Source organism: uncultured Paraglaciecola sp. (genome assembly GCF_937123705.1).
Lineage (GTDB): Bacteria > Pseudomonadota > Gammaproteobacteria > Enterobacterales > Alteromonadaceae > Paraglaciecola.
Genome location: NZ_CAKZKO010000139.1, coordinates 12834 through 25830 on the forward strand (window position 1 = coordinate 12834; position 12997 = coordinate 25830).

At 43.2% G+C, this 12997-nt stretch carries 13 protein-coding genes; 2 read left to right on the forward strand and 11 right to left on the reverse strand.

Translation table 11 applies throughout. From position 1 onward, the window contains the following. Positions 1–392 precede the first annotated feature (392 nt). From Q0688_RS18505 to raiA, 3 genes are all read right to left on the reverse strand, one after another. Positions 393–2141, reverse strand: a complete 1749-nt coding sequence (locus Q0688_RS18505) for an ABC transporter transmembrane domain-containing protein (protein WP_299080509.1) — start codon at positions 2139–2141, stop codon at positions 393–395. 102 nt (positions 2142–2243) lie between these two features. Continuing rightward, positions 2244–3164: an oxidoreductase family protein gene (locus Q0688_RS18510; RefSeq protein WP_299080512.1), complete on the reverse strand. Its 921-nt coding sequence runs from the start codon at positions 3162–3164 to the stop codon at positions 2244–2246. Positions 3165–3297: 133 nt separating this feature from the next. Next, positions 3298–3654 (reverse strand): ribosome-associated translation inhibitor RaiA, encoded by a 357-nt coding sequence (raiA, locus tag Q0688_RS18515; protein WP_299080516.1) that lies wholly within the window; start codon positions 3652–3654, stop codon positions 3298–3300. 195 nt (positions 3655–3849) lie between these two features. Here raiA and Q0688_RS18520 point away from each other — a divergent pair, with 195 nt between their 5' ends. Beyond that, positions 3850–4686 carry a DUF2797 domain-containing protein gene (locus Q0688_RS18520; RefSeq protein ID WP_299080519.1) on the forward strand — a complete coding sequence of 279 codons (837 nt, stop codon included), beginning with the start codon at positions 3850–3852 and terminating at the stop codon, positions 4684–4686. Positions 4687–4979: 293 nt separating this feature from the next. Here Q0688_RS18520 and Q0688_RS18525 read toward each other — a convergent pair whose 3' ends face one another. The 4 genes from Q0688_RS18525 to Q0688_RS18540 form a co-directional block, all read right to left on the reverse strand. After that, positions 4980–5945, reverse strand: a complete 966-nt coding sequence (locus Q0688_RS18525; RefSeq protein WP_299080522.1) for an SDR family oxidoreductase — start codon at positions 5943–5945, stop codon at positions 4980–4982. A 148-nt stretch (positions 5946–6093) separates the two neighbouring features. Beyond that, on the reverse strand, positions 6094–6744 hold the full coding sequence (gene lepB / locus Q0688_RS18530; RefSeq protein WP_299080525.1) for a signal peptidase I: 651 nt from the start codon (positions 6742–6744) through the stop codon (positions 6094–6096). Between the two features lie 110 nt (positions 6745–6854). Continuing rightward, positions 6855–7070, reverse strand: a complete 216-nt coding sequence (locus Q0688_RS18535; RefSeq protein ID WP_299080528.1) for a hypothetical protein — start codon at positions 7068–7070, stop codon at positions 6855–6857. Positions 7071–7127: 57 nt separating this feature from the next. Next, the gene (locus Q0688_RS18540; RefSeq protein ID WP_299080531.1) at positions 7128–8042 is read right to left on the reverse strand and encodes a M14 family metallocarboxypeptidase; all 915 of its coding nucleotides are present in this window, start codon (positions 8040–8042) and stop codon (positions 7128–7130) included. 156 nt (positions 8043–8198) lie between these two features. On the opposite strand from Q0688_RS18540, the gene Q0688_RS18545 reads away from it, so the two are divergent. Further along, complete coding sequence (locus Q0688_RS18545; protein ID WP_299080534.1) at positions 8199–9935, forward strand: gamma-glutamyltransferase family protein; 1737 nt, start codon at positions 8199–8201, stop codon at positions 9933–9935. A 132-nt stretch (positions 9936–10067) separates the two neighbouring features. Here the strand turns inward: Q0688_RS18545 and Q0688_RS18550 are convergent, their stop codons facing one another. Genes Q0688_RS18550 through Q0688_RS18565 form a run of 4 tightly spaced genes read right to left on the reverse strand, consistent with a single transcriptional unit; the run spans position 10068 to position 12997 of the window. Beyond that, entirely contained in the window at positions 10068–10475 is a 408-nt protein-coding gene (locus tag Q0688_RS18550) for an ACT domain-containing protein (protein ID WP_299080537.1), read from the reverse strand. A 42-nt stretch (positions 10476–10517) separates the two neighbouring features. Beyond that, a complete protein-coding gene (locus tag Q0688_RS18555) occupies positions 10518–11045 on the reverse strand; it encodes a DUF4403 family protein (RefSeq protein WP_299080540.1) in 528 nt (175 codons plus the stop codon). Positions 11046–11076: 31 nt separating this feature from the next. Then, positions 11077–12033 (reverse strand): carbon-nitrogen hydrolase family protein, encoded by a 957-nt coding sequence (locus tag Q0688_RS18560; protein ID WP_299080542.1) that lies wholly within the window; start codon positions 12031–12033, stop codon positions 11077–11079. A gap of 25 nt (positions 12034–12058) precedes the next feature. After that, a complete protein-coding gene (locus tag Q0688_RS18565; protein ID WP_299080545.1) occupies positions 12059–12997 on the reverse strand; it encodes a glutathione S-transferase family protein in 939 nt (312 codons plus the stop codon).

A 12997-nucleotide genomic window follows, 5' to 3' on the forward strand; every position in this document is an offset into this window, starting at 1 on the left:
TGGTAGTGGGAGCACTGGAGAATGACTGGAGGTGTAAGCACTGGAGAATGACGGGTAGGAGGAGCTCGGGCATGACCGGCGTGGAGAGCTATCGGGTTTGACCGACAGGGAGAGCATTCAGGCCTGACCGGCTGGGGAGCACTCGGAAATGGCAGAATGGGGGCATTCAGGAATGACGACAGTCACTTTCGTCATCCCTGCATGTTGTTAGCAGGGATCCACTTGTTTTGCATTGGCTGTTTTATAGGTCGTTTAAAAACGAATTCACCACAGAGATCACAGAGCGCTACGCGGCACAGAGGAAAAGAAAACAAACATTTTCAATGGTTTTTCTCTGTGATCTCTGTGCCCCTGTGGTTAAAAATTCTTTTGCTTTTAGCTCGCCGCTGTTATCAACTCACTAACTGCAATTGAGCAAACTCTCGGTACAACAAATTACTGGCTACTAATTCTTTATGGGTGCCAATTGCGACTATCTCGCCTTGGTCCATTACCACTATTCGATCGGCATTGATAACGGTGGCAAGTCTATGGGCGATGATCAAGGTGGTTTTATCTTTCATCAACTCTTCAAGGGCCAGTTTAACGTGTTGCTCGTTGGCGGCGTCCAGTGCGCTGGTCGCTTCGTCGAGTAGCAATATTGGGCGATCGGCCAAAATGGCTCTTGCTATGGCAATCCGTTGTTTTTGACCGCCAGATAAGCGGGTGCCTCGTTCGCCTAGGTTGGTTTCATAGCCTTCAGGTAAATCGTTAATAAAATCATGGGCTCGCGCAGCTTTGGCGGCGTTTTCGATGTCTACTTGGCTAGCATTGGGGCGACCATAGGCAATGTTTTCTTTAACACTGGAGGCAAAAATCACTGATTCTTGGGGCACTAAGGCGTATTGATGACGCAGTGTCGATACATCTAGTAATTTTATATCTTGATTTTCTAAGGCAATCTGGCCACCACTCACATCATAGAAGCGTAGTAGCAGTTGAAACAAAGTGGATTTTCCAGCGCCGCTTGGGCCAACTAGGGCGATACGTTCACCACTTTTGATTTGCAAGTTTAAGTCTTTGATAACTGGCGCCGCTTTGGATTGAGGGTAGTGAAAATTGACGTTTTTTAGGTTTATCTCTCCTTTAACATTAGCGGGTAATGCAATAGGTGACTGGGGTGACTCAATACTGGTTTGGGTGTTGAGTAATTCCATTAGTCGTTCACTGGCACCCGCGGCTTTTTGCACCTCGCCAATCACTTCGCTGATGGTCGCCACTGCACCACCCGCCATCACAGCGTAAAACATAAATGCCGTTAATTCACCTGCGCTCAGTTCACTTGTTAACACTTGTTTAGCGCCTACCCAAGCCACTATCGTTATGGCCACTATGCTTACGGCCATAATACAAGCCACCAGCAAAGCGCGGTACTTAATTCGAAAATGGGCGGCGTCCATCACGCTTTCAATCCGAGATCGAAACAAGGTTTTGTCTATTTCTTCATGAGAATAAGCTTGTACTGTGTGAATTTCATGTAGGGTTTCATCCACATATGCACCGACATCTGCCACTTTATCTTGGCTATTTTTGGAATAAACTCTTACTTTGGTGCCAAACAACTTAATCGGTAGCAATACAATTGGTACCGCAATTAACACGTACAAGGTCAAGATTGGGCTAGAAAACAGCATCAAAAATAATGCGCCAATAAAAGTAATGCTGGAGCGCAATCCCATAGACAGCCCCATACCTACCACCGATTGCAACAAAGTAGTATCGGCGGTAAACCGAGAAATCACTTCGCCGGTGCGGGTTTTGGCGAAAAACGCTGGTGATAGACTCAATAAATGGGTATACACTTTTTGCCTAATATCGGCGCTGACTCGTTCGCCTAGCCAGATCATCCAGTAGAATCGAAAATAAATCGCAATACTACCCACAGCCGCAATCCCCATGACCATCAACATAGTGTGATCGAGCTGGGCTGCATTATTCGCAACAAAACCTTCATCGACGACTGCCTTTATGCCTTGTCCCAATATAAGCCAAGCTGCGGCACTCACAATAAGTGCAATTAAAGCAATAGTTACTTGCCATTTATAGGGACGCAGCTGGCCAAATAGCCAATGCATTACAGTACGGGTTTTAGGAGGATGCAAGGTACTTCTCTCTTTAATTAAGGGGGTAAATGATAAATTTATTTAGCAGGTCGCAATTATACCCGTAATAGTAATTCATCCTAATTATTCGTCTCATTGCTACTAAGATATACAGCTCGACAATGCAATCTCGCTTTGTTTATGCATATAGGCATTAATTTTGAAATGTTCAGGACTCCACCCTAATAAAAAGCGATTAAAATCTGCCCAAGCTAACGGATATAAACTGCGCCATTCTTGTTGCAGTGATTCAAAATCAATGCTGACATGATAGTGCTCTAAAGCCCTTTTAAGTTGCGAAAAATATTCAGTTAATATTTCTGTTTCATGTTCAAATAACTCATTAGAGTTTAGGCAAGAGCCTAAAAAGTACGCAAGGTCTTTTACCCCCACGCCTTTGCCCACGTATTGAAAATCTACCGCGGCTAAGCGGTGAGTGCGCTGGTTATCGGGAAAACAGAAATTTGCCAACTTAGCATCACCATGGATCAGGGTTTGGTATTGCGCAGCATTCAATTTTGAATCCAACACCTTGGCAGCACCTTTTAATTTTCCCTCTGGCATTGCTCTATATTCGTCTTGCCGTGTGGCCAAATGCCAATAACTACCAACGGGCCACAAGTCAGGAGTATCAAGTTGCAAAAACCTAGCATGAAAATAAGCCAACCATCTTACCCCCAATTTCAGCTCGGCCATATTCACAGTGGTTTTACGTTTAGAATAACCAGCCTGATCTAAATCTTGTAGCACAATTATTTGCTGTTGCTCCTCAAGGAACTCTGCTAATAGTTGCGGTACTCTGCAATGTTCATCGCAAAGAGCCCCATATTGACGATAGAAGCTAGCTTCAATTTTATAAGATAATAATTTGCGTTGATGACTGGTTTGAGTATTCCAGCCTTTTGGGTGAGTTTGCTCAACAGGAGGTGAAATGTGTTTGGTAATAAAGGTTGTGTTTAACCTAGGACTTACAAATCGTGATATTTCACCATAGCCACTCCACAATGTTTGTACACTTTGCAATTTGTATAGCGAACTATCGTTAAAGTGATGTTTAAGCTTGGCCAAAACGTCGATGATTGATTTCCAATTTTGGGAGATTTGCGCTCAAAAATTAAAGATGTATTTGAGCGCATTTTTGATGATGATAGGGAAACTAGGTGAGATCCATACCCTGAATAATTTCATGGGCAATTTCAGGGGTGGTCACACTAGGCTTTTGGTGTAAATCACCTTTTAATTGTCCTTTTCGATGTTTAAGTGCTGCATCTAACTTTTTAGCTGCCTGAGAAACAGCAGGATACATAACCGCTCCTTTGCCTTTTACTGCAATACTGCTGCCTTCGTACTTAGTGGAAACCTCTGCGCTATATTCACCGTGCTCTTTAGTCACAATGACATCTAAGGCGATTAAGGTTGGGAAATGACTGGCTATTTTAGAAAACTTTTGAGTAATATCGTCTTTTACTGATTCTGAGATATCGCAATGATGGCCTGAAACATTTATTTTCATAGATTTTCCTCTTTGCTCTGTTTACATTTTTGAAACGCGAGGGAGCGTTGCCCCCTCATATATAGCTTGGGACAATATGACTAAAAAACAAGGAATAGCCAAGATAAAAAATCATACTGATTGATATTATTTGTTTCCTTATTGCTCTGTGCTAAATTTGCTCCCCGTTTAGATTTATAATTTTGAGTAGTTTTTATGGCCTTGTATCAAGGTAATATCCGCAAAATGCAGGTCAGTGTAGATAGCAACAACATCGCGCAATATGTTTTACCGATTGGCGAAAACCAAATCAATATGAATGCCGTAATTGGTGAGTCTCTTAAAGTGGATTATAAGGGCGAAATACACTGTGTACATTGTGCGGTTAAAACCAAAAAAAGTTTCAATCAAGGCTATTGTTATCGCTGCCTGATGAAACTGGCCCAGTGTGATACCTGTATTATTAAACCTGAATTATGCCACTACGAACAAGGCACCTGCCGTGAACCCGCTTGGGGGGAAGCCAACTGTTTATCCGACCATTTTGTGTATTTAGCCAATACTGGCACAGTAAAAGTAGGCATTACCCGTCATGTTACCGATGGCGTGTCGAGCCGTTGGTTAGATCAGGGTGCCACACAAGCCATAGCCATAATGCGAGTACAAAATAGACTAACCAGTGGGTTGGTTGAAATGGCATTTAAAGAACATATTGCAGATAAAACCAATTGGCGCACTATGCTTAAAAGTCAGCCAGAACAAGTAGATTTAGTGGCGTTAAAAGAATCGTTACTGGAACAAGTTGAGGGAGACTTAGACGAAATCATCGAGGAATATGGATTTCAGGCCATTGATATCACCGACACGCCGGCTATTGATATCCACTATCCCGTGGCGCAATACCCAGAGAAAGTAAAGTCTATTAATCTGGATAAAGAGCTTGGCTTCGAAGGTAAACTTTTAGGCATTAAAGGCCAATACCTGATGTTAGATGATGATCGGGTGATCAATATGCGCAAGTATTCTGGATACGATTTAAGCATAACGACTTGACGTTAAACTGTGCCATGGTTTCCCGCTAAAAACATGCGGGAAAGACGGAAATAATGGGAAATAGGGGATATTTAACACACTGTTGAATGCCACCCACATCATTCCCGAATACCGCCTACATCATTCCCGAATACCGTCCACGTATTGCCCTAATATCACCCACGTCATTCCCGAGTGCTTTTATCGGGAATCCACTCATTCAAAGTCGCACTGTGGTTTCCCGCTAAAAATATGCGGGAAAGACTGCTGTTACACTCATTACTCATGTATGTCCTATAACCAATCCTAAAACATCATTTCTTTGCCGCTTTGGCCATTTCTTCGTCCAGCATTTTTATCAATCTAGCGCGATCAAACTGATGCAGTTGTCCGTTGTTGAGTTCTAACATCTTGCTAATTTGACGACGTACTGTAGCGTCAGCTTGTTGCTCAGTTGCTGTCACCATGTACCTGATCTTAGGTGAATCACTTTGCATTATGTGTAAGGCAGCCCTACCAACATCAACGGGATCAGCCCCTTTATCTGTCTGAGCTAAACCTACTATTAGATTGTCACGCTCTTTTTTGTATTGGCTGTCGTCTGTCCAATATTGGGTATCATCGAGTAACTTTTTAGCCGCATTGCCGATGTTAGATGCATAGTTACCGGGTTCGATAACATGCACACTTACATCAAATCGTGCCATTTCTTTTGACAAAGCATCGGTATAGGCCTCAACAGCGTGTTTACTCATGCTGTAGGCACCAAACATTGAACTCGACAAAATACCTGCAATTGAGCCTGTGGTAGCAATGCGGCCCTGACTTTCGATAATCATAGGCGCAAAAGCTTGGGTAACACGATACGGCCCGAACACATTAACATCTAACTGGTACTGCAGTTGCTCGAGTGGTAGTTCTAACATGGGCCCAAACACTGCCACCCCAGCATTGTTAATTAATCCATATAAACCGCGGCCTTGTTTTTCAACAAAGTTAACCGCTGCATCAATTTCATTTTGATTACGCACATCAAATTGTACTGCCGTGACGTTTTTCATGGCGTTCATGGCTTTCATTTCGTGCTTATGCAATACCCCAGCATAGACATAAAAGCCATGTTGACTAAGTTCTTGGGTCATTCTTAAACCAAGACCTGAATTAGAACCTGTGACTAACACCGCTTTTTGCGGGGTGGTTGATTTTGATTGTTGAGCTGTATGACCATTAAAACTAACCAGTAGCATTATGCTAAGCAATATAACTGAGAGTTGTCTCATTGAAGTTTCCTAGTAGATGATTAAATGTGAATAATTAGCGGCGATGGCATCAGTATAAGGGAACTAAGAGCAAGATTATATTTACATCAACTATTGGGAAATATTCCCAATAGTGATTTGGTTCCGCTATTTTTTTTGCAAATGTTACTTAAATCAAAGGGGTATAAAAGCGATTTTTACGAGGCAAGTAGTAATTATTGGCGTCAAGAGACACCAGTACTTTATGGGCTTTACCTTGAATTTCTTTAGCCGGAACAAATCCGTAATATCGAGAGTCTGCGCTATTATTTCTATTGTCACCTAAAACTAAATAGTGCCCTTGTGGCACGGTGACTTCAGCAAAGTTATCCCGCGCTTCAGCCACAGCTATAAATTGCACTGAATGGGCAACTTTGTCTAAATATTCGGTTTTTTGAAGAGCATTTTCGCCTGCTTCATAACGTACAGCTTTGCCATTAATGATCAGTTGGTTATTTTCCATGGCTATCCTATCGCCCGGTATTCCAATCAACCTTTTTACCAATCTATTGTCGGCCTTTTCAGAGTTAAACACTACTATGTCACCGCGCTCTGGCTGTCCGGTTTGCATAATTTCGATATCAGTAAAAGGCACTTCTAAACGGTAGGCCATCTTATCGACGAAAATGCGATCGCCTTCTACTATAGTGGGCTGCATCGAGCCAGTAGGGACCAGATACCAGTCGGCAAAGCTACTGCGCGATGCGAATAACACCAATATACATAACAAAAATGTGCGATTTTCTCTTATATATCGAGTGAATGAGGTTTTAATCGTCATAGTTTAATCCTTGTGTGGGTCTCGCGATATTTGACCTCAATAATTTTGCTTAGTTTACTGCGAGTTTGTAAGTCAATGTGTCTGCGGTGCCGACACAAAAAAACGACAACTTACACTTCTTCTCCTTGGTATTTATTGGCTAAATCATCAAGCTCAGAACAAGTATAGTCAAACCCCTTACCATCGAACTCATAGGTGATTTTCACCGAGTTAGCCCCCTGATATAACTTGGCTTTTACCTCTGCCACGGGCCAGTGTTTTAACTCATTTAAAAATCGATTAGCCAATTGCGCTCTGGTAAATCGATAGCAAATTTCGGTCTGCATTAACTTCGCCCTTTTGCCAAACGCCCTATAGAAAACGCCATTAAGGTAGTGCTCCTATCACGCATACTTACTCACATAATCTAACCCACCTACCACAGCTGCAACTTGGGCCTGAATGCAATTCTCGCCATCAACCTTTGGGCTATCTGGGTATACCTCTGTGGTACTCACGAATTTAGCATCGGTTACGCTCGCACATAAACCAAGGGCTTTGGTAGCATAGTTAATCACACCTTGTTGCTGAGTAAGCTCACCAATTATTTTGCCGTTTTCATCTGCTGGGGCAATATGGGTAACTTTTTCAACGGACTCAATTATCGCGTGTTGAAAGTCAGGACTAGGCTTTAAAGTATCCCCCACTGTATAAAAACCATCGGGTATGGCCCAATTTTTATGTTCAACGGCGTCTCTGGCGGCAAGTGCTGGCCTAAACTCTGAATTATCGGTATCTGTGGTTTCGTGCAAATCTATGTGCATCAGAAAATCTAAACCAGAAACCAATTTCATTAACGCAGCAGACTCTTGTGCTGGACTATTTGTATAAAATGAGCGGTTAGGATCAATAGCATGGGGATTCCAGCGATTAATTGTTTCGTATGCCCAAGGACTCACGCAAGGCACTATCATTAGGTTAAATCTATCTTGATATTGCTGCGCTGCGGTTGCGGCAAATCGAAGGGCCCCAAATACACCACTGGTTTCATATCCATGTACACCACCAGTCACCAACACATTTGGCTTAGACTTATCCCAAGTTAAACTACCCAAAGCAAACACTGGAAACTTACCTGTGTCGTATTCCAAACTAGCGTACTCTTCAATATCAAATTGGCTGCTCAAAGCGTCTAATTGGCTCAATACATCATCTGTATAAGAACGCTTAACCTGTTGCGCGGCCAACCATTGAGCTTTTTCTGGTGCAGCCCATTTTTTACCTTGACTACCAATAGGATAATTGTTGTTCGAGTTCATAAAATCATACCTTAATTTTTGTGTGGCAGACGCTAACGGGATTTGATTAATTTGTAAATAGTATATATCTGGGTAAAATCTCTTTGCTTTAGCCTCCTAAGTTCTATTGTTCTTCTTTACGGACATCACTTTTACAATTTTATAAGGTCACACTGAATGCGTCGAAACAGATTTTTGTGCTTATTTATCTTCACTAGCTTGTTTGCTTGCTCTAATCAAAAAAACTCAACTGAAGAAAAATCATCCCAAGTGATGGTCGTCACCGCCAATCCCCTTGCCACTGAAGCTGGCTTGGAAATTCTCAGGGCTGGCGGCTCTGCAGTGGATGCAGCCGTGGCGATTGAGGCAGTACTAAGCTTAGTTGAGCCACAAAGTTCGGGATTAGCAGGTGGCGGATTTATGGTGCATTTTGACGCCTCAGAAAATGCCATATCAGTATTCGATGGCCGTGAGACAGCGCCATCAGCGGCCACCAAAGATATGTTTTTAGATGCCAATAACCAACCCATGGGTTTTCTAAACGCCAAAAACAGTGGCTTATCGACGGGCGTACCCGGTATGGTGGCTATGTTATCCCTTGCCCATCAAGACCAAGGCTTATTGCAATGGCCAGTGCTTTTTGACCGCGCCACACAATTGGCAACCGATGGCTTTCATATTTCCCCACGTTTACATGGCATGGTGCAACGGTTTGGAAAATATATTCCTGATACGCCAGAGAAGGGCCCTACCGATGCCCATGAATATTTTTTTGACGACCAAGGGCAACCACACCCAGCAGGGTATTTACTAAAAAACCCTGCCTATGCCAAGACCTTAAAAATTATTAGCGCCGACCCAACAGCATTTTATACCGGCTCTATCGCCCAGCAGATTGCCGAAATGGTGCAGCGCACACCTCGTGCCGGCAGATTAACCGCGCAGGACATTGCTGCCTATCAAGCACTGAAACACCCAGCTTTATGCCAAACATACAAAACCATGCAAGTATGCGGTGCGCCGCCGTCTTCATCTTGGGTCGCGGTTGGCATGATTTTAGGTATTTTAGAAAATAGCCATGGATTTTCTGACAAAGGCGCTACCGATCCCAATAACTGGGCATTATTTGCTCAAGCCCAGCAATTGGCGTATGCCGACAGAGATCAATATGTCGCCGATACTAGGCAGGTTGATGTGCCGCTACAAGGCTTATTACACCCAGATTACCTTGCACAGCGAGCATCTTTGATCACTAAAGATAAAGTTTTGTCATCTATCGGGGCTGGTGATCCTTGGAAATATAACCCCACCACAACAGCTCAAGTCAATGGCAAAGATGCCACCCAAGACGTACATGGTACAACCCACTTTGTGATTGTGGACGCTCAAGGTGATGTGGTGTCTATGACGGCAACAGTAGAAAGTATATTTGGTACCACACGTATGGTGGGCGGGATGTTTTTGAATAATCAATTGACTGATTTTTCATTTAGGCACACTGACGCTAACGGTTTACCCATAGCCAATGCCGTTGCCTCCAACAAGAAGCCTCGCTCGTCTATGTCACCTAGCATAGTCTTAGATAATAAAGGGCAATTTTTAATGGCCACTGGCTCTCCCGGCGGTAACAATATTATTGCTTACACCGCCAAAACGTTAATCGGTGTATTTGATTGGGGATTAAGCCCACAACAAGCGGTCGATTTACCCAATTTAGTGGCAAGGGGCAAAAAAGTCAGACTCGAAAAAGGCGCAGCACCCCAGTCTTTGGTTAAAGCCTTACAAGACGTTGGCCTAGATGTGGATGCCTCACGAGGTGAAAACTCAGGGTTAAGCGTAATTTTACGCAAGCCCGACGGCAGCCTAGAAGGTGCCGCAGATAAACGCCGCGAAGGGGTAATTGGTACTTTGTAATACCATTTTCCATAGATAAGTGACCACTCAGAAAGCCCCAGCCATTTTAAGTCTCGCTGAGTGATCAATTGTTAGGATGGATTGGTATTACCTATTGAGGATGTGTTGTTTGCAACTTGTATTCTTTTCGTTTTATTGGTTATCCACAGCTAATTTTAACAAGCAGCTCAATGCCATATCGGCTTGAGCTTTGGGTACAAAAATATGGTCGTGATAATACGCAGCCACCACATTGGCGCTGATCCCATTCGTCGTCAAAACCCCTGATACTGCGGCCGTCAAGCCTACGGCTTCAAGACTAGAATGTACCTTGAGAGTTATACATCGAAATACACCATGGTAAGCCACTCCTAAGGCATCGGCAGTCGCTTTTAACACTATTACCGTTACCCCTTCTTTTTCGTTAAAAATCCCAAGGGGTGCCAATTCATTGATAGAGATTGAGCTATTTTTACCTAAACAAGCAAACACATACTCCTGTTCTGCAAGTTCAGGCTGTATAGAAGCAAGTAACTTACCTAAATCTGTTTCACCGGTCACATTCATTCCTTAATTTTTTACTTGGTACTCGTCGTTCACAAATCAAATCCCCACTTGCTTAAACAAACCCGCAATATCCCTTTCGAGTTGCTGCTCCCATTCTGGTTTTTTATTTATGACTAATTGTTCAAGCAAAGGGGTGATGGGAATGTTAAAACCATCGCAATACATGTTTGATTTAGGAACAGGCACAGATATTTCAACATGTGCTTTCGATTTAGGGGGTTGAACTATAGGTTCGATATCTAATCTGGCTTGGGTAAGGACTTCTGAAACACAATTCAGTAGGATTTTTTGCCCTAAGATTTTCCTATTAACCTTGCCCCTCATTAACACTTTGATGGGTACGGTAAGGCTCAAGTATTTATGAGTACTCGAAAAAGTCGCGCTTCCCATTTTATATACTGTTAGGTCGTAAGTCCCCATTTGCCAAGGCGTACTTTGCTCTTGATGAAGTACTTTGGGTAAGTGTTTATCTACCAAAGTGATCAGGAGTTTATCGGTAATACTTTGAGCATTTGACTGTTGTATCCAAGTAAACATCAGGCCAAGTACGATAATCCATCTCATTTTTTGTTACTCAATTTTAAATCAAAAATAACTAACTGATAAACTTAGCGGTTGTTTGCCTTTCGCGATTTACAATAAGTTGCGTTACATCGGGGCGCGAATAATGCCCAACTGGATCAAAGTTATGGCGTTCTTCATACACAATATTATGATCGAGGGTGGCACAATATACTGCTTCTTCACCTAGTTGAGGCTCCAGCAACCACTCTCCTGTAGGCGCTGCAATACAAGAACCGCCATTGGCAAAATATTCTGGGCAATCCTGTAAAATTTCATCTAAATAAGGAGTATCTTCAGGAAAATCTTTTGGACGCATTAAACTTGAAACCGACAGCACATAAGAGCGCCCTTCTTTAGCCATAAAACGCGTAATGTCCTTAGTGTTATGTAAACCACCCGGCCAAATAGCCACATGTAAGTCTTCCCCCTGAGCATACAAAGCCGCGCGTGGTAGTGGCATCCAGTTTTCCCAACAATTAAGCGCACCCACAGTAAAGCTCCCTAAAGCGTGAGTTTGCAAACCATGACCGTCACCGGGCGACCAAGTTAATCGTTCTTCGTAAGTGGGCATTAATTTACGGTGCACATGTAATATTGCGCCCGCTTGGCTGATATACACCAGTGAGCAATAAATACTGTGACCACCTCTGTCAGACGCCCGTTCGGCGGTGCCTAATATCACTTGAATCTTACGTTGTTTGGCCAATTGGCAAATAGAGTCTAAGTCACCGCGCTCAATATTCACGCCTTGCTGTAAATACAAACTATGGAGCTGTTTTTGTTTGGGACTTTCGAACACTGCGCCGCTCGTTCGTTCAAGCCAAAACGGATAGCCCGGCAGTAAAGCCTCGCCAAAGGTAACGAGTTGACTACCTTGATCTGCGGCCTCTGAAATAGCCGCGAGGATCTTATCCATAGTTTTGGCACGGTTCAGCCACACAGGGGAAATTTGTGCTAAGGCCACATTGAGATAACGATTGTCTGACATGCTTTTCTCCCAGATAAAGCGGCGCTTATGTTAGCGCGGAAATTTTATAACCCACCCGAGGGAAATGCACATACAGCTCCCCTGCCCTTTCGTCTATGCGTTTTATTACCACTTCATCTTGTTTTGATACCAGCAATTCACCTACAACAGGATCAATGCCGTAGTCATTTGCCGCTACCGCAACAGGCTCACCAAAGGTGAAGCCATTTACCACTATAAATTCATCTTGTGAAAACTGCTCGGTTGGCGCAGAGCGCGCTATATCAATGGCGTCAGTCGCATCTATGGGTGTTTGCGTACCATGTCCTATGGCCTGTATGGTTGCAAACCATTGGTTTAACTTAGGATGGTTTTCTAAAAGATATCTGACGCCAGCATTATTATTGATAAACCACAAACAGTGATAAATTGAAAAATCAGCAATGCTAATTTGCTCACCACATATATAAGGGCCAGCAAGATCAAGCTGCTTTTCTAGTTGTTGCAAATAAATGGGAATAGACTGCAAAGCAGTATTAGCATCCATAGACAGTCCATTGCCGCCTTCTCGTAACTTTGCTCTATCGGCAACAAAAGCAGCAACAAACTTTTCGGGTACCGCCTCGCGAAATGCCGTAAAACCAGCAGGTGAAAACGCCAAAGCCGCCGCCACACTAAACAAATGTTGATCCGCCCACTGGGCCAAAATATTCGCAGTAAAATCCAACTCATCGGGAAAAATGCTATCTTGCGTAAACTGCTGGTCAATCAAGCGCGCCATCAAACGGGTATCACAATAAATATGATTCTGCTGCTGCAGAACAGGTGTTTTTCGAAAACCACCTGTTAATGCAACAAGATCAGGCTTGGGCATGATCACTGGGATATTAACGACGTTATAACAAACGTTTTTGTGACCTAGCAAAGTACGAATTTTTTCAGCAAAAGGTGAATTGGCATAGTGATGTAAAATTAAATCACTCAT